The organism is Candidatus Solirubrobacter pratensis (genome assembly GCF_000425945.1).
GTDB lineage: Bacteria > Actinomycetota > Thermoleophilia > Solirubrobacterales > Solirubrobacteraceae > Solirubrobacter > Solirubrobacter pratensis.
Genome location: NZ_AUEK01000006.1, coordinates 228,692 through 251,499, shown reverse-complemented (window position 1 = coordinate 251,499; position 22,808 = coordinate 228,692). Strand labels below are relative to the sequence as shown.

General features: G+C 73.5%; 18 protein-coding genes. 9 read left to right on the top strand and 9 right to left on the bottom strand.

Going from position 1 to position 22,808, the window contains the following annotated elements:
• Positions 1–56 precede the first annotated feature (56 nt).
• Both H958_RS0104960 and H958_RS0104955 read left to right on the top strand, forming a co-directional pair.
• Positions 57–944 carry an AraC family transcriptional regulator gene (locus tag H958_RS0104960; protein ID WP_028057848.1) on the top strand — a complete coding sequence of 296 codons (888 nt, stop codon included), beginning with the start codon at positions 57–59 and terminating at the stop codon, positions 942–944.
• 114 nt (positions 945–1,058) lie between these two features.
• Positions 1,059–1,361 carry a hypothetical protein gene (locus tag H958_RS0104955; protein ID WP_028057847.1) on the top strand — a complete coding sequence of 101 codons (303 nt, stop codon included), beginning with the start codon at positions 1,059–1,061 and terminating at the stop codon, positions 1,359–1,361.
• Positions 1,362–1,407: 46 nt separating this feature from the next.
• Here H958_RS0104955 and H958_RS0104950 read toward each other — a convergent pair whose 3' ends face one another.
• Positions 1,408–2,019, bottom strand: a complete 612-nt coding sequence (locus H958_RS0104950) for an HNH endonuclease family protein (RefSeq protein ID WP_028057846.1) — start codon at positions 2,017–2,019, stop codon at positions 1,408–1,410.
• Positions 2,020–2,224: 205 nt separating this feature from the next.
• Between H958_RS0104950 and H958_RS35105 the strand changes: the two genes are divergently transcribed.
• The 4 genes from H958_RS35105 to H958_RS0104930 all read left to right on the top strand — a co-directional run bounded on the left by H958_RS35105 (position 2,225) and on the right by H958_RS0104930 (position 7,735).
• Positions 2,225–4,999, top strand: a complete 2,775-nt coding sequence (locus H958_RS35105; RefSeq protein ID WP_196807213.1) for a WD40/YVTN/BNR-like repeat-containing protein — start codon at positions 2,225–2,227, stop codon at positions 4,997–4,999.
• 182 nt (positions 5,000–5,181) lie between these two features.
• On the top strand, positions 5,182–6,594 hold the full coding sequence (locus H958_RS0104940; RefSeq protein WP_196807212.1) for an NAD-dependent succinate-semialdehyde dehydrogenase: 1,413 nt from the start codon (positions 5,182–5,184) through the stop codon (positions 6,592–6,594).
• A 182-nt stretch (positions 6,595–6,776) separates the two neighbouring features.
• Positions 6,777–7,508, top strand: a complete 732-nt coding sequence (locus tag H958_RS0104935) for a hypothetical protein (RefSeq protein WP_156027691.1) — start codon at positions 6,777–6,779, stop codon at positions 7,506–7,508.
• On the top strand, positions 7,505–7,735 hold the full coding sequence (locus H958_RS0104930) for a hypothetical protein (protein WP_028057843.1): 231 nt from the start codon (positions 7,505–7,507) through the stop codon (positions 7,733–7,735). The genes H958_RS0104935 and H958_RS0104930 overlap by 4 nt, the downstream gene beginning before the upstream one ends.
• Before the next feature lie 17 nt (positions 7,736–7,752).
• Here H958_RS0104930 and H958_RS0104925 read toward each other — a convergent pair whose 3' ends face one another.
• On the bottom strand, positions 7,753–8,952 hold the full coding sequence (locus H958_RS0104925) for an FAD-dependent oxidoreductase (protein ID WP_028057842.1): 1,200 nt from the start codon (positions 8,950–8,952) through the stop codon (positions 7,753–7,755).
• Positions 8,953–9,159: 207 nt separating this feature from the next.
• On the opposite strand from H958_RS0104925, the gene H958_RS0104920 reads away from it, so the two are divergent.
• Both H958_RS0104920 and H958_RS0104915 read left to right on the top strand, forming a co-directional pair.
• A complete protein-coding gene (locus tag H958_RS0104920) occupies positions 9,160–9,369 on the top strand; it encodes a TOBE domain-containing protein (protein WP_028057841.1) in 210 nt (69 codons plus the stop codon).
• A 74-nt stretch (positions 9,370–9,443) separates the two neighbouring features.
• Positions 9,444–10,550, top strand: coding sequence for a glycerophosphodiester phosphodiesterase (locus tag H958_RS0104915; protein WP_028057840.1), 1,107 nt, complete (start codon positions 9,444–9,446; stop codon positions 10,548–10,550).
• A 55-nt stretch (positions 10,551–10,605) separates the two neighbouring features.
• Here the strand turns inward: H958_RS0104915 and H958_RS0104910 are convergent, their stop codons facing one another.
• The 7 genes from H958_RS0104910 to H958_RS35090 form a co-directional block, all read right to left on the bottom strand.
• The gene (locus H958_RS0104910) at positions 10,606–12,183 is read right to left on the bottom strand and encodes an alkaline phosphatase D family protein (protein ID WP_028057839.1); all 1,578 of its coding nucleotides are present in this window, start codon (positions 12,181–12,183) and stop codon (positions 10,606–10,608) included.
• Positions 12,184–12,376: 193 nt separating this feature from the next.
• Positions 12,377–12,937, bottom strand: a complete 561-nt coding sequence (locus H958_RS47350; protein WP_051323839.1) for a DUF1775 domain-containing protein — start codon at positions 12,935–12,937, stop codon at positions 12,377–12,379.
• Positions 12,934–14,550 carry a copper resistance CopC/CopD family protein gene (locus H958_RS0104900; RefSeq protein ID WP_028057838.1) on the bottom strand — a complete coding sequence of 539 codons (1,617 nt, stop codon included), beginning with the start codon at positions 14,548–14,550 and terminating at the stop codon, positions 12,934–12,936. Before H958_RS0104900 ends, H958_RS47350 begins: the two co-directional genes overlap by 4 nt.
• The gene (locus H958_RS0104895; protein ID WP_028057837.1) at positions 14,547–15,251 is read right to left on the bottom strand and encodes a putative periplasmic lipoprotein; all 705 of its coding nucleotides are present in this window, start codon (positions 15,249–15,251) and stop codon (positions 14,547–14,549) included. The genes H958_RS0104900 and H958_RS0104895 overlap by 4 nt, the downstream gene beginning before the upstream one ends.
• On the bottom strand, positions 15,251–16,396 hold the full coding sequence (locus H958_RS0104890) for an ABC transporter substrate-binding protein (protein WP_028057836.1): 1,146 nt from the start codon (positions 16,394–16,396) through the stop codon (positions 15,251–15,253). Before H958_RS0104890 ends, H958_RS0104895 begins: the two co-directional genes overlap by 1 nt.
• Before the next feature lie 4 nt (positions 16,397–16,400).
• The gene (locus H958_RS42780; RefSeq protein ID WP_028057835.1) at positions 16,401–18,611 is read right to left on the bottom strand and encodes an LVIVD repeat-containing protein; all 2,211 of its coding nucleotides are present in this window, start codon (positions 18,609–18,611) and stop codon (positions 16,401–16,403) included.
• Between the two features lie 221 nt (positions 18,612–18,832).
• Positions 18,833–21,556 (bottom strand): BTAD domain-containing putative transcriptional regulator, encoded by a 2,724-nt coding sequence (locus H958_RS35090; RefSeq protein WP_051323838.1) that lies wholly within the window; start codon positions 21,554–21,556, stop codon positions 18,833–18,835.
• A gap of 77 nt (positions 21,557–21,633) precedes the next feature.
• Here H958_RS35090 and H958_RS42775 point away from each other — a divergent pair, with 77 nt between their 5' ends.
• Positions 21,634–22,755 (top strand): coiled-coil domain-containing protein, encoded by a 1,122-nt coding sequence (locus H958_RS42775; protein WP_051323837.1) that lies wholly within the window; start codon positions 21,634–21,636, stop codon positions 22,753–22,755.
• The last annotated feature ends 53 nt before the right edge of the window (positions 22,756–22,808 follow it).

Here is a 22,808-nt window from a genome sequence, read left to right as displayed (position 1 = left end):
TGCCCGATCCTGCCATCCGTGCGACTCCGGCGCGATCGCGTGCCACAGTTGAGGGCATGGACCGCCTCGGCGAGCTCGGCGCCCTGATCGCCCGTCACGCCGGCGAGGGCGTCACGCGGGCGCCGCTGGCGGGCGTGAGCCTGATGGCGTCCGGCGCGACGACCGCGCCGATCGGCAGCGTGGCCGAGCCCGCGCTCGCCGTCGTGGTCAGTGGCACGAAGCGGACGGTGCTCGGCGACACCGTGTTCGAGTACGGCGCGGGCGAGTACCTGATCGTGTCGGTCGACCTTCCCGTCACCGCCCACATCATCCGGGCCCCGTTCGTGGCCTTCGGCCTCGTCCTGCGGCCCGCGGCGATCGCCGAGCTGCTGCTCGACGCGCCGCCGGGCGGCCCGGGCGGCGGCGGCACGGCCGGGATCGCCGTCAGCGCGGCGGACGCCGACCTGCTGGATGCGACCGCGCGCCTGCTGCGCCTGCTCGACCGTCCCGCCGACGCCCGCGCGCTCGCGCCGGTGTTCGAGCGCGAGATCCTCTGGCGGCTGATCACCGGTGAGCAGGGCGCGATGGTCCGGCAGATCGGACTCGCCGACAGCCGGCTGTCGCTGATCGGCCGCGCGGTGGGCTGGATCCGGCACCACTACGACGAGACCATCCGCGTCGACGACCTCGCGCGCCTGGTTGGCATGAGCGTGTCGTCCTTCCACCGCCACTTCCGCGCGGTGACGGCGATGACGCCGATCCAGTATCAGAAGCAGGTCCGCCTGCAGGAGGCGCGCGCCCGCCTGATCGCGCAGCCGGGCGACGTCGCCGGCGTCGGGTTCGCCGTCGGCTACGAGAGCGCGTCGCAGTTCAGCCGCGAGTACCGGCGCCGCTTCGGCGTCCCGCCGAGCCGCGACGCCGAGCTCCTGCGGCAGGCGAGCACGTCTGGTCTCGCGAATCCGTGAGGCCAGACGCAACGGTTCCGCGGGCCAGCGATCCGCCATCCCTCCGGGCGTACGGTCCTTAGAGATAGGCGATCCCCAGGTGAGCCGCTCACCTGGGCAAAGGAGTGACGGACCATGAACCCGATCCGGAGACGTCGCGCGGCGCTGGCCGCCGCGCTGGGCACGCTCGCCATCGCCGCACCGCTGGCGGGCGCGGGCGCCGCACGCGCCGATGGCATCGCGGCCGCCGGCTGGGGCGGCACTCCCGGGCTGCTGGTCGGGACCGGCGGCCCGTTGGTCGGGCAGACCGCGGCCGTCATCGGCCCGTCGATCATCACCACCGCCCCGGCGACGTTCATCAACACGAGCAACCAGGTCACGGCCGGCGGCGCGTGGTCGGGCGGCCAGGCCAGCGGAACGGCCATCGGCAACGGCTGATCGCAGTACCGGCGCCCGCGCCGGCGCCGGCGCCGCCGGCGCGCGGCTAGCAGGTGCCGAGCATCGCCGCGAGCGCGTCGTGCTCGGGCGCGGTGATGGTGAGCTTCCAGGTGGACTTGACGTCGACCCACCAGCGCGCGTAGGAGCACCAGGAGGACCTCAGCGGCGGCCGCCACTCGTCCGGGCTGCGGTCGCCCTTGGAGCGGTTCGAGCTCGCGCTGACGGCGATCAGCTGCGGATCGTCGAGGTCGTTCGCGAACGCGTCGCGGCGCGCGGCGGTCCACGTGCGCGCGCCTGAGATCCAGGCGTTGGCGAGCGGGACGACGTGATCGATGTCGAGCTTGCTCGAGCTGCGGATGATCGTGCCGTCGTAGTAGCTGCGCCAGCGGCCGGCGATCGGATGGCACTGGGCGTCGGTCATGACGTGGCTGCCGTCGCGGCGCAGGACCTCCTCGCGCGTGTCGCAGCGGTCGCCCACGCTGTCCCAGCCCCCGAACTTCGCCCGCGTGTAGCCGCTACGCGGGCCGGGGGCCGCGACCCTCAGACGCGCCAGCGCCACGACGGAGCGCCCGGCGCTCGGCGGCGCCGGCGGCGCCGCCCACGCTGACGAGCCGGCGAGCGCCGGCAGCAGCAGGATGACGGCGGCGAGGCGGCGCACGGGCGGGACCCTCTTCGGCCTCGAGGCGCCGGTTCCTCTCATGTCACATCCGCGGCGCCCGCGGAACTGAGGCTCGCAAATGCGAGGTTCAGGAGGCGACGAGGGCATGAGCGAGGAGGACCGCTACGAGCGGTTCACGGACGAGTTCGGTCGCCGCCTGTCGGAAGCCGCGGCACCGCCGCGGCACGAAGGAGGGATGGCTCGGATGCCTAAGTGGCAGTGGATGGGGCGGGCGCGGCTCGCCGGCGCGGTGGTCGCGCTGGCGGCGCTGGCGCTCGTGATCGCGACGGCGCGCTCGACGTCAGGCACGTCGCAGACGCTCACGGCGAGCGCGGTGACGGGGACGCCGCCGGCGATCGAGAACGAGGCCGGCAAGACGCCGGACGCGCCGGATCAGTACCAGGACTTCAAGGACAGCTCCGGCCAGGACGTCAGCACCGCGCAGCTCGCGCGGGCGCAGGCGCAGGCCGACGCCGTCCCGTCGGCGCCGGGCGCGAGCCCGTGGCAGCTGACCGGCCCGACGAACGTCGGCGGCCGCGTCACCGACCTCGTCGTCGACAACCAGGCGCCGGACAGCCTGTACGTCGCCGCCTCGGGCGGCGGCGTGTGGAAGAGCACCGACGCCGGCATGACGTACACGTCGGTGTGGCCGGCGACGACCGTCCAGACGATCGGCGCGATCGCGCAGGCGTCCGACGGCACGCTGTACACCGGCACCGGCGAGGCGAACCCGCCCGGCGGCGGCCTCACCTACTTCGGCGACGGCATGTACAAGTCGACCGACGGCGGCGCCCACTGGAGCCACATCGGCCTCGAGCAGAGCGCCTCGATCGGCCGCATCGTCGTCGACCCGACCAACCCCGACGTGGTCTACGCGGCCGCGACGGGCGCCGTCTCGCGCAGCGCCGGCCAGCGCGGCCTGTACAAGACCAGCGACGGCGGCAAGACGTGGACCCAGGTCCTCGCCCCGCCGAACGCCACGACCGGCGCGGTGGACGTCGCGATCGACCCGTCGAACCCGCAGCGCGTCTACGCCGCCCTGTGGGATCACAAGCGCAACAACGGCGCGCGCGTCTACGGCGGCATCGGCTCGGGCCTGTTCCGCTCCGACGACGGCGGCGCGACGTGGAAGCGGCTCGAGAACATCACGACGCCGCTCCCCACCTACGACACCGCCCAGACCGGCCTGAAGGCCGACGCGAGCCTCGGCCGCATCGGCATCGCGATCGCCCCGAACGACCCGAAGCGCGTCTACGTCGTGACCGGCGCGCCGTACGGCCCGGACAAGGGCTCCTACGTCTCCAACGACTACGGCGACAGCTTCCAGACGATGGGCCGCGCCTACGCCAACGGCGGCTACCAGTGGTGGTTCGGTCGGATCTACGTCGATCCGAAGGACGAGAACCACCTCTTCAACGCCGACGTCAGCCTGCGCGAGTCCAACGACGGCGGCGCGACGTGGCACAACTCGTCGGGACCGCACTCCGACCATCACGCGATGGGCTGGGACCTGCGCGTCCCGAACCGCGTCTACAACGGCGACGACGGCGGCATCTACCGCTCCGACGCCAACGGCGCGTCCGGCACGTGGAACCACGCGAAGTATGAGCCGTGGAACCAGAGCTACCACATGGCCGTCGCGCAGGACAACCCGAACCGGATCGTCACGGGCCTGCAGGACAACGGCTCGGTGCGCGACTGGACCTCGGCGAACCCGAAGCCGACCGACCTGTCGCAGTTCAACTCCTACGGCGGCGGCGACGGTCACTGGGTCCTGATCGACCCGACCGACTCCAACACGTACTACTCCTGCTCGCAGAACGCGAGCTGCTCGGGCAACACCGACAACCCCGACGGCACGGTCACGAAGTGGAACTTCGGCAAGAAGCCGGCCGGCATGCGCTTCACGACCGACGCGCAGATCGTGTTCGATCCGAGCAACACCAAGACGATGTATGTCGGCGGCACCTCGGTCCTGCGCTCGACCGATCAGGGCCGCACGTGGACCACGATCAGCCCGGCCGACGACGCCAACAGCCTCCCGGGCCCGGTGCCGCCGGACGAGAACGACCTCGGCGGCGAGTACTCCAACCAGTACGCGACCGTGACGACGATCGGGCCGGCCAAGACCGACCCGAACACGATCTACGCGGGCACCGACACCGGCAAGCTGTGGAAGACGACCGACCTCGGCGCGCACTGGACGCAGCTGCAGGGCCTCCCGACGCGCTGGGTGAACTTCGTCACGGTCGACCCGACGAACGCCAACCACGTCTTCGCCGCCTTCTCCGGCTACCGCGAGGGCGACGACTCCGCCAGCGTCTATGAGACCAGCGACGGCGGCGTGACGTGGAAGAACGTCAGCTCGAACCTGCCGAACGCGCCGGTGGAGATGATCACCTACGACCAGCCGAGCGGGAACCTCTACGCGGCGACCGACTACGGCGTGTTCGAGCGCAAGGACGGCGCCGCGAACTGGTACAGCCTCGACGGCGGCCTGCCGAACACCCCGGTGCTCGACGTCCAGCTGTCCGGCGACCACAAGTGGCTCTACGCCGCGACGTTCGGCCGCAGCATCCTGCGCCTGCCGCTCTCCACCAGCGTCGACACCGGCGCCGGCGGCGGCGGCGTGGGCGGCAGCGTGCCGGCGACGCTCTCGCTCACGCTCGGCGCGCCGGCCTCGTTCGGCGCGTTCACGCCCGGCGTCGACCGGCAGTACACCGCGTCGACGAGCGCGAACGTGATCAGCACCGCGGCGGACGCGACGCTGAGCGTCTCCGATCCGGGCCACCTGGCCAACGGGGCGTTCGCGCTGCCCGACCCGCTGCAGGTCGACCTCGCCCCGGCGAGCTGGAGCGGGCCGGTGTCCAACGCGACGGCCGCGATCACGTTCCACCAGCACATCGGCGCCAACGACGCGCTGCGGACCGGCAGCTACAGCAGGACGCTCACCTTCACGCTGAGCACAACGACGCCGTAACGGCGACGGGGACCCAACCCCACGTAGACCCCTGGGAAGCCCCTGGCCATGGATGGCCGGGGGCTCTCCCGCCCGCGGGTGCATCGCCGCCTTCGACGCGCCGATGGCCCTGGTCGCGCGTCGGCTCCCTGCGCCTGATCGCCGCCCGCTGAGGGCGCGTGGCAAACGTTATCCTCGACGCGGTGACCGGCATTCAGGACGTTCCCACGGCGGCGGGCGAGATCCGCGTCATCGACCCGGCGCGGCTCGAGGAGATCGCGCGCTACGAGCCGCACACCGACGAGCAGATCGAGCTGGCGCTCGAGCAGGCGCACGCGGCGCAGCGGCGCTGGAGCGAGCTGCCCGTCGAGACGCGCAGCGCGCCGCTGCGCGAGGCGGCCCGGATCCTGCGCGAGCGACGCGACGAGTACGCCGAGCTGATGGTGCGCGAGATGGGCAAGCCGATCGGCGAGGCGCGCGCGGAGATCGAGAAGTGCGCGACCGGCTGCGGCTACTACGCGGAGAACGCGGTCCGGTTCCTCGCCGAGCGGGTGATCGAGAGCACCGCGCAGCGCAGCTGGGCCGCGTACGAGCCGCTCGGCGTCGTGCTCGCGATCATGCCGTGGAACTTCCCGTTCTGGCAGGCGCTGCGGTTCGCCGCGCCTGCGCTCGCGGCAGGCAACGGCGCGCTGCTCAAGCACGCGCCGAACGTCTCCGGCTGCGCGCTCGCGGTCGAGGCGCTGTTCGCGCAGGCCGGGTTCCCCGAGGGGCTCTTCCGCAGCATCCTGGTCGCGCCCGCGCGCGTGGGGGAGGTCACGGAGCGGCTGATCGCGGACCCGCGGATCGCCGCGGTCACGCTCACCGGCAGCGAGCGCGCCGGAATGGCGGTCGCCGCGGCCGCGGGCCGGGCGCTGAAGAAGTCGGTGCTCGAGCTGGGCGGCTCGGACCCGCTCGTCGTACTCGAGGACGCGGACCTCCCGACCGTCGCGGCGGCGATCGCGAAGTCGCGCTACATGAACGCCGGTCAGGTCTGCATCGCGCCGAAGCGCGTGATCGCCCCGGCGGCCGTGTACGACGAGCTCGAGCGGCTGGTCGTCGAGGCCGTGGAGGCGCTGACGGTCGGCGACCCGCTCGACGCCGCCACGCAGGTCGGGCCGCTCGCGCGCGAGGACCTGCTCGAGAACCTCGAGCGCCAGATCGAGGCGACCGTCGGCGAGGGCGCGCGCCTGCTGACCGGCGGGCGGCGGCTCGACCGGCCGGGGCACTACTTCGCGCCGACCGTGCTCGGCGACGTGCGTCCCGGGATGACGGCGTTCGCCGAGGAGACGTTCGGCCCCGTCGCCGCGCTCGTGCGCGCGGCCGACGAGGACGAGGCGATCGAGCTCGCCAACGACACGCCGTACGGACTCGCGGCGAGCGTCTGGACGGGCGACCCGCGGCGCGGCCTGGAGGCCGGGCGGCGGCTGCGCTCCGGCGCGCTGTTCGTCAACGGCGTCGTGGCGTCCGATCCGCGACTGCCGTTCGGCGGCACCCGCCGCAGCGGCTACGGGCGCGAGCTGTCCGAGGAGGGCATCCGCGAGTTCACGAACCTGCGGACCTACTGGGTCGGGTCCTAGGCACCGTCCGCCACGAGCCGCGGGCCAGGTCCTGCAGCGCTGCGCCGGCCCGGCGCTCACTCACCCCGCCATACGCCTCCCGCAGTAGCCGCAAGAGCCGCCCTATGGGCGACGACAGCGGTTGCGCCCCGGCGCATCATCACTCCATGGTGCCCCACGGACTCCATGCGACGGCCCGGAAGGTGACGCAGCCGCTCCTCGGCGGGCTGCGGGGCGCCGGCCGGCTCGGCTGGACGGTGCGCGATCCCGTGTCGCGACGGGATCAGGGCGCCGGGACGCCACAGGACCTCCCTTCGGCCGAGCGACTGCCGCTGTACGCCGCCTACGAGGTCCACGGTGAGGCCGACGTGTGGCACCGCGGCTGGCCATATCACCTGCCGACCGCGCCGGGACAGACGCGCGGGTGCTCGCACGCGGGCGCGCGCCGGAACGCGGCCGTCCATACGCTCGCGCCTGCCGAGCTGTCGCGGCTGGTGCGCACGGAAGGGCTCCGGCTCGGGCTCAGCGAGGTCGGCTTCGCGCCGTATGACCCGAGCGACGCATGGGCCGAGCACGTCCCGCAGCATGAGACCGGGAGCGTGATCGTGTGCGTGTACGAGCAGGACGGCGAGCACCGGCTCGCCGAGGAGTCGCCGTTCTTGGCGTCCGGCGCGGTCGTCGAGCGCGCGGCGGCGCTGGCGGGGTTCGTCGAGCTGCTCGGCGGCAGGGCGCAGCCGCATGACGCGCTCGGCGAGGCGCTCGTGATCCCCTACGCGCTGCGCGCGGGCCTGCTGCCGCCCGGCCGGCTGCTCACGCCGGCGGCGGGCTCGGGCGTGCGGATCGCCCTGATCACGACCGACGTCCGGTTCGCCATCGCGCGCGCAGCCGGCGCGGCCGTGAGCGCAGGGCCCGGCGTGGGAATGCCCCCTGTATGACTCCGCGGCAAGAACGAAAGCTCGCAGGCGGCGGCGCGCGGTGGATCGCGATCGGCGCGCCGCTGGTGGTGATCGGCATCGTCCTCGCGCTGCTGTTGAGCGGCACCGCGCTCGGCATCGGCGTCGCGATCGCGGTGCTCGGCGCGATCCCGGTCGTCGTCGGCATCGTGATGATGCTCAGCGCGGGCGTCGAGCGCCACGCACGCAAGGACCGCCCCTTCGCCTAAGCGGCCGGCGCCTCGCCTCACGCCCCTGAGCCGTGGGCGCGGCGCGCGAACCGCGGCGCGTGCTCGGGCAGCAGCCCGAGCGCGAACAGGCGCGCGACGGCGCGGCGCGGGAGGCGCACGTCGTGGGTGGGCCGCTGCTCGAGACCGGGGCGGATGACGGCACGATGGATCAAGCGCTGCAGCGACTGGGTGAACGCGGTCGGCGCCCAGCGGCGCGCCTGAACCCGCGCGAGGTCGCGCGCACGCACGTCGCCGCGGCGCAGCGGCGTGGCGAGCACCCGCCCCGCGGCGACGGCGTCCTGAACCGCGAGGTTGATGCCGACGCCGCCGACCGGCGACATCGCGTGCGCCGCGTCGCCGATGCACAGCAGGCCGCCGCTGAACCAGCGCGGCATGCGGTTCAGCCGCACGGTGAGCAGGCTGACGTCCTCCCAGCCGCCCAGCTCGCCCACGCGGTCGGCGAGCTCGGGCGCGAGGGCGGCGACGCGCTCGCGCAGCGTCTCGATGCCGGCGGCGCGCAGCTCGGCGTCGGCGCCCTTGCGGATCTGGTAGCCGAGCTGGAAGTAGCTGCCGCGGTCGATCATGATCAACGTCGCCCCGCCGCCCACGCGGCCGCTGACGCCGTCGGGGTCGCCCTCGCGGCGCGGGAGCCGGAACCACCACACGTCCAGCGGAACGCCGAACTCGCGCACGCGCAGCCCGCTCGCGGCTCGCACGTGGGAGCCGCGGCCGTCGCAGGCGACGGTCAGCGGGGCACGCAGCTCGTGGTCGCCGCCGTCGTCGCCGTAGCGCACGCCGGCGACGCGGCCGCCCTCGCGCAGCAGGGCGAAGACCTCGGCACCCATCCGCAGCGAGAAGCTCGGCTCCTCCAGCGCGACGTCCGCAAGCATGTCCAGCAGGTCCCACTGCGGCACCATGGCGATGTGCTTGTGCGGCCCGCGCAGCAGGCGCAGGTCGACGTCGAGCGGGGCGTTCCGGCGCAGCGGCAGCCGTAGGCGCTCGAGCCGCTGGTGCGGTACCGCCGCGAAGCGGTCGCCGAGGCCGAGCTCGTCGAGCAGCGTCAGCGTCGACGCGTGCACCGTGTCGCCGCGGAAGTCGCGCAGGAAGTCGTCGTGCTTCTCGAGCACCGTCACCTCGACGCCGGCGCGTGCGAGCACGAGGCCGAGCATCATCCCGGCCGGTCCGCCGCCCACGACAATGCATTGCGTTCGCTCCATCCATTCCACCGTGGCGCCGCTGGGGGCGCCGGTCAAGGACCCCTGGGCGGCGTAGAGCTTTCAGGCGCAGGGGACAGGCGCGAGCCTGTCCCTTGCGGCGCTGGGGCGAGCGCGGTCGATCCGGGCCGTCGCTCCGCCGCCATCTCCGCACACCGGCCCCGAGACGCCGCGGGCGCGGAGATCGCGGCGCGCCGTAGGCTGCGCCGTATGAAGATCAGCGCGCGCAACCAGCTTCCCGCGAAGGTCACCGCCGTCACCGAAGGCCCGGCCACCGCCGTCGTCGAGCTCGACTGCAACGGCCTGCGCCTCGTCGCGTCGATCACGGTGGAGGCGGCCCGCGAGCTCGGCATCGCCGAGGGCCGCGAGGTGACGGCGATCGTAAAGGCGTCCGACGTGATCCTGGGAGTGGCCGACTAGAAGCACACAGCGCGCTCGCGCCACGTTCACCGCCTGCTCACGCTCGCGGGCGCCCGGCGCGGTTGGGTAGACCCATGAGCACCCCTGTCCGAGGCGGCGCGGCCCTCGTGGCCGCGCTCGCCCTGCTGGTCTCCCTGCCCGCCGCGGCGAGCGCCGCGCGCCACCGCCACGGCGAGACCGCGAAGCCGACCATCTACGGCCACCGCGGAGCGTCGGGCTACCGGCCCGAGCACACGCTCGCCTCCTACCGCCTCGCCGCGCGCATGGGCGCGGACTACATCGAGCCGGACCTGGTCATGACGAAGGACCACGTCCTCGTCGTCCGTCACGAGCCGGCGATCGGCGGCACCACCGACGTCGCCAAGCACCCGGAGTTCGCCTCGCGCCGCAAGACGAAGGTGATCGACGGCGTCACGTTCGCCGACGACTGGTTCGTCGAGGACTTCACGCTGGCCGAGCTCAAGACCCTGCGCGCGGTCGAGCGCCTGCCCGACCTGCGCCGGCGCAACACGATCTACAACGGCCGCTACACGGTCCCGACCTTCCAGGAGGTGATCGACCTGCGCGACCAGCTCTCGCGCGAGCTGGGGCGCAAGATCGGCATCATCCCCGAGCTCAAGCACTCGACCTACCACCGGTCGATCGGCCTCCCGCTCGAGGAGCTGTTCGTCCAGCAGCTGCGCCGCAACCGGCTCGACGACCGCAGCGCCAAGGTCACGGTGCAGTCGTTCGAGGTCTCGAACCTCAAGTGGCTGGACAAGCAGATCCCGAACCCGCTCGTCCAGCTGCTCGACGCCAAGACGCTCAAGCCCGGCGACGTGCTGGCCTCCGGCGGCTCGTTGACCTACGGCCAGATGGCGACGCCCGCCGGCCTGCGTGAGATCGCGAAGTACGCGGACATCGCCAGCCCGTCGAAGGACTACATCGTCCCGCGCGACGCCGCCGGCGCGTCGCTGGCGCCGACGTCGTTCATCGGCGACGCGCATCGCGCCGGGCTCGACGTGGTCGCGTACACGTTCCGCGTCGAGAACAGCTTCCTCCCGCTCGAGCTGCGCTCCTCGGCCAACCCCGCCGACGCCGGCAACCTGTTCGCCGAGATCAAGCAGTTCTTCGATCTCGGCATCGACGGCGTCTTCACCGACAACGCCGACATCGCGAAGGCCGTGCGCGACGACGAGTAGGGCTGCGCCGCCGCTCGTAGGGGCGCCCGGGCGATCCCGGGCGCCCCGCTCGGCGCTATGCGCGCTGGGCGCCGGCCACGCCGTCCTGGACGACGAAGCTGGCGAGCGTGGAGGCGGCGACGCCGCGCCGCCGGACGCTCGGCACGATGCGGTAGTCGCTCGTCCACTGCTGCGGCGTCACGGTGCAGCGGACGTAGCCGCGGTTGTTGTTGTGGAACAGCAGCTGCGGGTTGTTCGGGTCGTCGTTGTAGGTGGTCGCGGGCTTGGCCGGGTCACCGCCGGTGCTGATCGAGGTTCCCATGAACTCCGTGCCGACCGGCGCCGCGTCGAAGTCGGTGGAGTTCGGCGGGATGTCGCGGACCCAGTTGGCGTGCGAGTCGCCGGTGATGACGATCGCGTTGCGGGTGCGCGCGTCGACGATGGTGTCGAGGATCCGCTGGCGGTCGGCGACGTAGCCGTCCCAATTGTCGCCGGCGCCGAAGTCGCGTTTGGCCAGGCTCGGATCGCGGTCGTAGGGCGCGAAGGCGACCTGGTTGGCGAGCACGTTCCAGCCCGCGCTGGTCGTGCGCAGCTGCTGCTCGAGCCATGCGAGCTGGGTGGCGCCGAGCATCGTCCGGCTCGGGTCCAGCGCGCTCACGGTGTAGCCGCTCGCGTCCTTCGGGGACGACGCCGCGGGCTGGTCGGAGCGATACTGGCGCCCGTCGAGCATGTTGAACGTCGCGAGGCTGCCCCAGGCCATGCGGCGATAGAGGTCGACGTACGGCCCCTTCGGCTTGTGCGCGCGGCTGAGTGGCATGTGCTCCCAGTAGGCCTGGTAGGCGGCGGCGCGGCGCGCGGTGAAGTCGGGCAGCGGGGAGTCCGGATCGGACTCGAAGCTCGCGTAGTTGTTGGCGACCTCGTGGTCGTCCCAGGTCAGCATCCACGGCAGCGCGGCGTGCGCGGCCTGGAGGTCGAGGTCGGTCTTGTACTGCGCGTGGCGGACTCGGTAGTCGTCGAGCGAGAAGATCTCGCGCAGCGGCGCATGCGCGCGCAGGTCCGAGGCCGGGCCCTCGTAGATGTAGTCGCCGAGGTGCACGACCAGGTCGAGGTCCTGGGTCGCGATGTCGGCATATGGCGTGAAGTAGCCCGCTGGATAGTTCTGGCACGACACGAACGCGAAGCGCAGCGCGTCGACCCCGGCGCCCTCCGGCGGCGCGCTCCGCGTACGGCCCACCGGACTGATCGCGGTACCCCACTTGAAGCGGTAGAAGTACTCCGTCGACGGCTCCAACCGGTCGAGCTCGACGTGCACGCTGTGCGCCTCCTCCGGCACCGCCTCGACGGCGCCGCGGCGCACGATGCGGTTGAAGCCCTCGTCGCGCGCGAGCTCGAACCGCACCCCATACGCCTCGGACTTCATGCCGCCGTCGCCGCGCGTCGGGTCGGGTGCCAGCCGCGTCCACAGCACGATCCCGTCCGGGAGCGGATCGCCCGACGCGATGCCGAGCGAGAACGGATCCCCTGCGAACGGCGGCGCCGCCAGCGCCCGCGACACCAGCGGCCCGCTGAACGCGGCTCCCGCCGCCAGCGATCCGCCCGTGCGCAGCAACGTCCGCCGGCTGATCCGGCGATCCCAGTTCCCGGTGACCCCCACGCGTTACCTCCATCCCGCTTCGACACAAGGGCCCGAAGCCAAGCGGGGGCGCGGGGGCGCGGGGTTGCGGAGCCGTGAAGGGTCAGTACGACAACGAGCCACCGGCGCGGTGCAAGCGTGCTCGGCGATCGAGTCCTCCCACAGCGTCGCGATGCCCCGGAGCGGACGATTTCGACAGGGGATCGATAGCTGCTCAGCGCCGGCGCCGCCGGAGCAGCCCCAGCGCTCCTCCGGCCGCCGCGACCACGACCGCGGCGAGGATCGCGAAGCCCGCGGCCGAGGAGGAGCCGCCCGCCGCCGCGGGGCGGCCCGTCGCGGTGAGCTGGAGCACCGGCGCGGGCCGTTCCGCGCCCGGCTGCGGGTCCTGGATCCAGCGCACGACCTCGCCGTCGGAGTAGTGCTGGAGCACCTTGAACACGACGCGCTGGGCCTTCGGCAGCGGGCCGACGGCGAGCTCGAAGTCCTTCGAGCTCTCGCCGCCGATCGCGGCGCTCGCGTCCTTCGCGGACCAGTGGACCTCGGCGCCGCCGTCGAGCATCGTCCATCCGGGACGGTCGGCCGGCTTGCCGGTGACGCCGCGCGGGAGGAAGAGGTCGACCGCGACCGTCGTCGCGCCGTCGCGCTCGTTGAGGACGCGGAACGTCAGCGTGCGCGACTCGCCGGGACGCGCCGTCGCCGGCAGCACCGTGACGTGGGCGGACGCCGGCGCCGCGAGCAGCGCGAACGCCGCGAGGGTGGCGAGCGCGCGCTTCACCGGATCCGCACCGGCACGTCGACGTCGTCCTCGTCGATCTCCGACGTGCGGATCTGCAGCCGCAGCGTCCAGCGGCCCGCGAACGGCACGCTGAGGTCGTCGGCGACGTAGTGGCCCGGCTCGGCGGCGGCGAGCCCGGCGTTCAGCGGGCCGGTGCCGGCGTCCGGCGGAAGAAGGCGCGCGGTGAGCTCGGGCACGACCATGAGCGAGCCGTCGCGCTGCAGGAGGTAGACGTCCAGCACGTTGCGGCCCGCCTTGGCCGGCGAGAGCTTCACCTGCAGGCGCGCGCCCGCGGGGCCGGCGACGGTCGTGTCGACCGGGTCGACATAGCTCACGCGCGCCGGCGCGGTGTTCACCAGCGTCGCCGTCACCCCGAGCACCGCCACGCCGAGGAACGCCTCGCCGGCCACCGAGCGGCGCAGCAGCCGTGCCAGGTCGTCGCCGCCCCGGCGCAGCGCGCGCCGCGACAGCGCCGCGAGCCCGACGATCGCGAGCACGATCCCCGCCTTGAGCAGCAGCAGCTTGCCGAAGTCCGTCGAGGGCAGCGCACCCAACGCGCCGACCTGCCGCCACGACAGGTAGAGCCCGCTGGCGCCGAGCACGGCGAAGCAGGCGAGCGCCAGCCGCGAGAAGCGCGGGACGACCGGCGCGAGCGTGGCGTGCGGCCGGCCGAGCACGCAGCCCAGCAGCAGCACGAGCCCGCCGAACCAGAGCGCCATCGCCAGCAGGTGCGCGCTGGCGACCGGCACGCCGAGCCAGGTCTGCACGCCGGTGCGCGAGTGGTCGGTCAGCGTCCAGGTGGCGATCAGCCCGAGCCCGCACGCGGCGGCCGGCACGGCGATCGCGGGCTCGCGGGCGCCGCCGCGCTGGAGCGCCCGCGCGACGAGGCCGGCGAACACGAGCGCGAGCAGGATGCGGATCACGAGCGCGTGCCCGAACCGGGTCGAGAGGCTGAACGAGATCAGCGACGGGCTGAAGGCGCCCGACAGCGCGCCGCCGGACGCGTACGGCCCCTGCAGCAGCAGCACGGCGACGCTCCCGGCCAGCAGCGCGCCGATCCCGCCCCACAGCAGCCGCCGCGCGCGCCGGCTCGCCGGGCCCTCCGGCCACAGCACCAGCAGCACGAGAGAGCCTCCGATCGTGATCGCGAGCCCGACGAACGCGGCGCCGCGCCCGACCGCGTCGATGCCCCTGACCGCCGCGCTGGAGGTGCCGCCGGCGGAGAAGAGCACCGCGCTCGGAGCGCCGATGCTGAACGAGACCGCGCCGGACACCGGGTGCGAGTCGGCGGACACGACCCGCCACGCCACGACGTAGGTCCCGTTGCCCAGCCCGCGCGGGAGTGTCAGCACGGCGGTCGCCGGGCCGCCCGGCCCGTGCCGGGGCGCGGGCGTGGGGAGCTCCTTGCCCGAACCGTCGAGCAGCCGCACCGCGTGGGCGCCGAGGTCGACCGACTCGCTCCACTTCAGCGTCACCTGCGGCGGCGCCGCCTTCACCACCGCGGTGTCGCCCGGCGTCGACGCGACGATCGTCGCGTGCGCGGCGGCGGCCGCCGGCAAGATCGCCGCGGCGACCAGCGCCGCCAGCGTCCAGCGCGCGATCCGGCTCGTCATCCGAGGCGCTTGAGCACCGTCGCGAGAACCGCGTCGGCCTTGGCCGCGGAGTCGGCGCGCTCGCCGATGATCTTCCGGTGCGTCACGTCGAGGGAGAGGATGACGTTGGCGCGCTGGACGACGACGTGCGTGAGGTCCTCGTAGTAGACGTCGTCCTGTCCGGGCGGATAGGTGTGCGCGATCTGCTGCGAGACGCCCTTCCAGCCCGACGACTCGATCGCCCGGATGGTCACGCGGTAGGTGCCGAGGATCGGCGACGGCCCGCCGCGCACCTCGTAGCTCGCGGGGCACTTGGCCATCGCGGCGGTGACGCGGTCCATGCCGCTGGCCGCGATGTCGCCGGTGCCGAACACGAGGGCGCCCTGCGTGACGCTCGGCGTGCGCGTGTCCTCAGGCGAGGTCGGCCCGACCGTGAACTGCGGCACCGGCTGCGCGGCCTTCGGCTCGATCACGTGGTCGACGCGCGCCGAGTCGTAGTTCGCGCGCTGCGCCAGCGGGCATACCTCGAGGCTGTCGTCCGGGACGTAGTTCGTGTGCGAGTGGTCGTCCGGGTCGACCCAGGCGCCGGTCAGCCCGGGGCCGCCGTCGGGACCCTTGTAGTAGGCGGCCTTGACGTCGGCGACGCTGTAGGTGTCGTTGCCGGAGGAGCCGCAGCCGGCGAGCACGGCGAGACAGCCCAGCGCGACGACCAGCCTCCGCATCAGCCCGCCGAGCGCAGCGCGTTGGCGAGCTTGAACGAGCCGCCGCTGACCTTCAGCGCGATGTTGCTGTCGTACAGGACCGTGTGGTCGGCCGCGAACTGCAGCCCGCCGAGGAAGCCGCCGTAGGACTCCGCGAGCTTCGGCAGCTGCGCGCTGTTGAGCTTCGGGTCGACCTTGCCCGTCTGCGTCACCGCCTGGGCGAGCGCCCGCAGCGCGTCATAGGCGAGCATCGCGTCGCGGCCGGGCGGCTGCTTGAAGCGCGTGGTGAAGCGCTTCGTCCAGGCGGCCGCCTCCGGCAGGTTCTGCGGGCTGGCGGGCGCGATCACGAACGCGCCCTCGGCGGCCTCGCCCGCGGCGGCCAGGAAGCCCGGGCTCTCGGACTCGGCCGACGCGACGAAGTCGCCGTCGAAGCCGGCCTCGTGCAGGGCGGCGGCAAGCTTGCCGGACGCCTCCGCCGGGCCTGCGAAGTAGACGGTGTCGGGCTTCGCCGCGACCGCCGTGCGGGCGATCTGCGCGTAGTCGGCGGAGGCCGGATCGAGCGTCTGCTCGCTCACCGCCTTGGGCGCCGGCGAGGCGAGGCCGAGCACTTGGCCGGCGAGCGTCTTGGACGCCTTGTCGCTCGCGCTGACCGTCGCGAGCGTCCGCGCCTGCTGCAGGACGAGGAAGTGCACCGCGGCGAGCGCCGCCTGGTACGGCGTGCCGTTGGTCAGGTAGGCGGTCGGCGTGCGCTTGGCGCTGACGATCCGCGGCGAGTTCGCCGAGGTCACGAGAAAGGGGAGGCTCAGGGCTCGCGCCGCCGCGCTCGCCGCGCTCGCGCAGATCCCGCCGAGCACGCCGCCGAGCGGCTGATTCGCAAGTTGCTCCGCGCTCGCGCGGCTTGACGCGGCATTGCAGCCGTCGTCCAGACTCCGCACTCTGACGCGCTTGCCGAGCACGCCGCCGCGGATGTTGAGGTCCTCGGCGGCGAGCGTCGCCCCGTCCACGAGGTCCTTCCCGCGCGCGTCCTGCAGCGGGGCGAGAACGCCGAAGGAGATGTCTCCGCGAGTCCACGGGTTCGCCGGCGCCGCCGGCTTCTTCTCACCGCCGCAGCCGGCGAGCAGGACGACGAGCGCGCCCAGCAGCAGTCTCGTCGTCCTGCCCTGCAATGGCCTACGGGTTGGTGGTGGACAGCGTGAACGTCAGGGTCTTGTTGTAAGACCCGGTGCGCAGCGCATCGTTGGCGTCGATGTGCTGGTTGAACGTGACGCCGACCGCGTCGTTGGAGACCGGCGCGGTCCACGCGGACTTGGACAGCGACACGGTCAGGGGCGACGGCAGCGCGAACGCGCCGTTGGTCAGGTGACCCGGGTCGGAGTAGCTCAGCGCGGCGTCGCCGGCCGTGCTGATCACGTTCGCGCTCGTCGTCGCGGAGTAGTCCTTGCCGACGCCCGGCGTGAAGTTGCCGAACGTCGCGGTGCCGCCCAGCGTCAGCGACAGCGTCGCCGGCACCGAGCCGCCGGCGCTGCCGTTCGCGCTCGTCTTCCAGGTCTCGATCGTCTGGTTGTCGGCGCACGAGTTCCAGCAGGTCTTCGACGTCGGCTCGCCCTTCGGGGCGCCGGTGTACTTCAGGATGTCGATCCCGCGCTGGTAGTCGGCGACGTAGAGCAGGCTGTCGTGCCAGTACGCGCCCGCCGTGTCGCTGGAGGTCATGTCCGGCTTGCCGCTCGGGTCGGCGGTGCGGGCCGGGACGCGGTACCAGCCGACCTGCTGCGGGTTGCGCGGGTCGGAGATGTCCAGGATGCGCGTGCCCTGCTCGTAGTTGCCGAGCGCGACGAGGTCGCCCTTGACGGTGAACCAGTGTGCCGAGCAGTCGCCGACGGTGACGTCGATCGGCTTGCCATCCTTGTCGACGCCGGGGACGGTCCCGTGGAACTCGCCCGGCTTGCCGGCCGTGCGGTAGGCGGCCAGGCGCTCCAGCCGGGTGGACGAGCTCACGTTGTCGGTCGCGTCATGGCTGCCCGTGAGCGAGGCGATCAGGAACTGGCCCGCGGTGGCGCAGTTGGTGTCGTTGGACTCGTTCGTGACCAGCATCACGTCGCCGCCCGGCTTGCCGCCGATCGGGTTCGGGAAGCGGTAGGCGTTGTGCATGAACGCATACGCGGAGTCGGGCCGCGTGGTGGCGTCGTTGCCGGTGATCGAGCCGCCCGCGTAGGGGATCGGCGCGTACGGCGTCGCGACCCGGTCCTGGCCGGTCGCCGGGTCCTTGTGCACGCCTTCGGTGTAGAAGCCGCGGACGCCGCCGGTGCCGGAGACCCAGACGACGCCGTCGAAGTCGACGTCGACGGAGTGGGTCGAGCCGCTGGTGGTGCCGGTGCGGCGCAGGTCGGCGCCGAACAGCGGGTACACGAACGGGTGCAACGGGTCACGGATGTCCGTGATCGACACGGGCGAGGGCGGGGCGGTCGGCCCGGAGCTCGCCTGGACGCCGCCGACCGACCACAGGAAGCGGCAGTCGCTGATGCACGTCGAGGTGTGGCCCTGGCGGTTCAGCGAGTAGTTGAGGACCTTCGGGTTCCAGGGGTCCTTGATGTCGATGATGAACTGGCCCTTGTTGCCCTCGTCGCGAGACATGAACACCAGCTTGCGACGGCTGTCGGTCGTCATGTTCTCGCCTTCCCAGAAGCGGATCAGCGACTGGCCGGAGGCCGTGGCGAGATCGGTCGCGGAGACCTGGGAGATCCACTTCGGATGGGCGGGATCCTTGAGCGACCAGATCGAGAGGCCCGCGGTGCCGTTGGCGACCAGCACGTCGTAGCCGAGGTTCTCGAAGTGGACGAAGTTCAGCGACGAGAAGCCCGGGCACTTGGTCGGGTTGAACGCCGGGCAGGTCTTGGCGTTCGCGGTGGCGCCGAAGCCGCCGCGCACGTGGCCGACGACCTGGACGTTGTCGCTGTGAAGCGCGTTGTCGGGGAAGGGATCCGTGTCGGGGATCGACGTCGTCCCCTCGGTCGACGTGCCCTTGTTCAGGCTCGCGAACGACTTGGACTCCTTGTCCGCGTTGTCGGCCGCGGCGGTGGCGGCGGCCGCGGCGGTCGCGGCGGCGGCGGACTTGTCGTTGAACGCCGTCTGGGCCGTCGCCTGGTCGGCGGCGGCCTGCGCGGCGGCGGCCTGCGCGGCGGTCAGCGCCGCCTGGTTCTCCGGCGTCGGATTCGCCTGGTATGCCGTGGCCGCGGCGGTGGCCGCGTTGGCCGTGTCGGTCGCCTTCTGCTTGGCGGTGTCGAGCGCGACCTGCGCCGTCGCGGCGTCGCGCGCGGCGTTGGTGGACGCGGTCGCGGCGGCCGTGGCGTCGGCTTGGGCGGCGGCGACCGTCTGCGCGGTCACCGGGCCGCTCGGCAGCGCAGCGAAGGTGGCTCCTGTTGCGCACAACGGAACCCCGAATATCGCGGCGGCAGCGACGACCGCCACGCGAGAGCGAACTCGCATGTTCCCTTCCCCTCCTTGGACCCCTCGACACCAGCCCGACCCAGGAGCTGCTCAGGGAGCGCTCCGGCTGGTGAACATGCCAGAACCGGCCGCGCACGTCAACTACCTTCGGCCAGGCGTCAGCGAGCTGTCGCGTCAATCGCGGCGGCGACCGCCTCCGCGAGGTCGCGCTCGCGGCCGTGTGCGCGCGCGGACTCGAACGCGGCGTCGCCGAGGGCGGCGCGCAGCCGTGCGCTCGTGCGCTCGACCCAGCCCTCCTCATCGGGATGGCGGATCGCGCCGATCGGCGCGCGGGCGGCCTCCGCGGCGCCCAGCAGCTGCGCGCCGACGCGCGGCTCGGCGACGCCCGCGAGCGTCTCCAGGTTCTCGGCGATCCCGCGCCGGTTGTCCATGTCGCGGACGATCGCCAGGCTCTCGCGCAGCAGCTCGCGCGCCTCGCCGTCGTCGGCCGCGTCGAGCAGCATGCGCGCGAGGGTGCGCAGCGTCGAGGCGAGGTGCAGCCGGTCCTCGAGCCTGCGGACGATCGGCAGGCCTTCCCGCAGCAGCGCGAGCGCCCGGTCGCGCTCGCCGAGCGCGTTGTGCGCGATCGCGAGGTTCTCGAGCATCAGGGCCAGCCCCCAGTCGTCTCCCTGCCGGCGCATCGCCTCGAGCGCCTGCTCGTAATGGGCGACCGCGGCGGCGTGGTCGCCGGCGAACAGCGCGAGCACGCCGAGGTTCCCGCGCGCACGTGCCGCCTCGGCCGGCGTGCCGAGCGCGATGGCCTGCTCGAGCAGGCCGCGGGCCGCCTCGAAGTCGCCCTGCTCGCCCGCGAGGACGCCGGCGCCGTTGAGCGCCTGGAGGCGCGCGTCGCGCGGGCCGCCGTCGAGCGCGAGCGCGGCGGCCGCGAGCCGGCGGCCGCCGGTCAGGTTCCCGCGCTCGAGCCAGTGGCGCCAGACGGAGGCGACGAGCGTGAGCGCGGTCGTCGCGTCGCGGTCGCCGACGGCGAATTCGATCGCCGCGCGGACGTTGTCGCGCTCGGCGTCGAGGCGGAGGAGCCAGGCGTGCGAGTCCGGGCCGTGGAGGCCGAGCGTGGCGCCGGCCACGAGGCCGGCGTAGGCCCGGGCGTGACGGCGGCGCGCGTCGTCGAGCCCGCCGTGCTCCTGTAGGCGCTCGAGCGCGTACTCGCGCACGGTCTCGAGCATGCCGAAGCGGTCGCCGTCACGGGTCAGCAGGCTCTGGTCGGCGAGCGCGGCGAGGCCGTCGAGCGCGCGCGGGCCGCAGGCGGCCTCGGCGGCTTCGAGCGTCCAGCCGCCGGCGAACACGCCCAGGTGCGGGAACAGGTCCTTCGCGGCGTCGTCGAGCAGGTCGTAGCTCCAGCCGATCGCGGCGCGCAGGGTGCGCTGGCGCTCGGGCGCGTCGCGTGGGGCGCTGGTGAGGAGCTCGAGCCGGTGGCCGAGCCGCTCGAGGATCTGCGCCGGCGTGAGCACCTTGGAGCGCGCGGCGGCGAGCTCGATCGCGAGCGGGAGGCGGTCGAGCCGCTCGCAGATGCGCTCGACGGCGTCGCGGTCCTCCAACGTCGCGCGCCGACCGAGCGCTCGCGCGCGGCGGACGAACAACTCGACGGCGTCGCGCGGCTCGAGCGGCGCGATCGCGAGCTCGTGCTCGCGGGTGACGCGCAGCGGCGCCCGGCTGGTGACGACGAGCTGCAGGCGCGGCGCCGCGGCGAGCAGGCGCGAGATCTCCGGCGCGGCGTCGAGCACCTGCTCGAAGTTGTCGACGACCAGCAGCGAGGGATCGCGGGCGAGCAGGGAGGCGACGGCGTCGAACGGCGGCTCGTCCTCGGTCTCCAGCGCGCCGAGCTCCTGCGCCAGGGCCGGGATCACGCCGGCCGGATCGCGGACGGCGGCGAGTGCGGCGAAGCGCGCGCCGGGGTGGCGGTGCGCGAGCTCGAGCGCGAGGCGCGACTTGCCGATCCCGCCCGGGCCGGTCAGCGTCAGCAGGCGGACGTGCGGTTGGGCGAGCAGCGCCTCGGCCGTCGCGAGGTCGTCCTCGCGACCGAGCAGGGGCGTCGCGGGGACGGGCAGCACGCGCCTGCGGGGCCTTTGTGCCGCGGGCGCGAGCTCGAGCCGCGGGTCGTGCGCGAGGATCGCCGCCTCGAGGCCGCGCAGCTCGCGTCCCGGATCGAGCCCCAGGTCCTCGACGAGCGCGCCGCGGACGCGCCGGTAGGCCGCGAGCGCGTCGGCCTGCCGGCCTGCGCGGTAGAGCGCGAGCATCAGCTGGCCGTGCAGGCGCTCGCGGTAGGGATGGTCCTGGGCGAGCGCCTCGAGCTCGGAGATCGCCCCCGCGTGGCGGCCGAGCGAGAGCTCGATCGCGATCCGCTCCTCGAGCGCCGTCAGCCTCAGGCTCGTGAGCCGGGCGGCCTCGACGGCGGCCGGGCCGTGCAGCGGCGCGTCCGCGAGCGGCGCGCCGCGGAAGAGCGCGAGCGCGCGCTGCAGCAGCTCGACGGACTCCTCCGGGCTCTCGCTTTCGCGCGCACGCGCGACCAGCGTCTCGAAGCGGTCGAGGTCCAGCTGCCCGGGCTCGAAGCTGACGGCGTAGCCGGCGGGGCGCGTGACGATCGGGCTGAGGTCGCCGAGCGTGCGCCGGAGCTGGGACACGTAGACCTGGATGACCTTGGTCGCCGTCGCCGGCGGATCGTGGTCCCACAGGACGTCCACGAGCCGGCCGGCGGAGACGGCGTCCTCGCGGTGCGAGAGCAGCAGCATCGCGAGCAGCGCCCGCGGCTTGGCCGCCTTCACCGCGACCGGCCCGCCGGGGCCGGTCACCCGTAGCGGGCCGAGGATGCCGAACTCGATCTCGCTCACGTCACTATGCGCGGATTTGCAGGATTCTCTGCAGCGGGAGGGGAACCGCGCCCAAGCTACTAGGGTCGGCCGCCGTCGTGGTCCACCGTCGCCTCGTTCCGCTCGCGTTCGCCGCGCTGCTCGCCGGCGGGGCGGGTGCGGCTCCCACGCACGCGCAGACCCTCTCGGGGCAGCGCGCCGAGGCGGCACGCCTGCGGGCGGCGGTCGCCGCGCAGCAGCGCAAGATCGCCGCGACGCGCGACGGGATCGCGCAGGCGCAGGCGCGGCTGGCGGAGCTGCAGGCGCGGGCGTCCAAGCGCCAGGCGCAGCTGGACGACACGCAGACGCGGCTCGTCAAGGCGCGGGTGCATCTCACGACGCTGGAGCGCAAGGAGGCGCGGGCCGAGAAGCTGCTCGCCGAGAACCTGCTCTCCTCGTACAAGGGCGGGCAACCGAGCTTCGTGACGGTCGTGATGAACGCGAACGGGTTCTCGGACCTGATCGAGCGGCTCGACTTCCTCAAGCGCGTGGCGCGGCGCAACGCGAGCATCCTCGACATCACGCGCGACGCGCGCGCGGCCACGCAGAAGCAGTCGAAGGACCTGCGCGGGCTGCGCAACCGCTACTCGGTGCTCGCCAAGGCGGCGATCGCCGACCGCGACGACGCGTACGTGGTCAAGAGCGCGCTGCTGCGGCGCGAGGAGGCGCAGCTGCGCACGCGCGACGGCGTCGCGTCGAAGCTGGTGTCGGTGCGCGGGCGGATCGCGCGGCTGGAGCGCGCGCAGGCCGCGGCGGCGCGGGCGGCGCGCAACGCGGCGAGCGTCACGACGCAGGCGCCGCGGCCGTCGTCCGGCGGTGGCGGAGGGGGCGACGTCGTCGGCCGCGTGGTCGCCGCCGCCAACCAGATCGCCACGACGCCGTATGTCTGGGGCGGCGGGCATGGCGGCGCGTCCGGCGGCTATGACTGCTCGGGCTCGATCTCCTACGCGCTCGCGGCGGGCGGCCTGCTCTCCTCTCCGCTCGACTCGACCGGGTTCATGAGCTGGGGAGACCCCGGGCCGGGCCGCCGGATCACCGTCTACGCCAACGCCGGCCACGCCTTCATGTTCGTCGACGGGCGCCGCTTCGACACGAGCGCGCTGTCGGGCGGCGGGACCCGGTGGACGAGCGCGTCACGAAGCACCGCGGGCTTCGTCGCCCGGCATCCCCCGGGCCTCTAGCGCCGCCCGGTCTCACGCCGGCTTGGGTACGTAGGGCAGGACCTCGCGGTCGC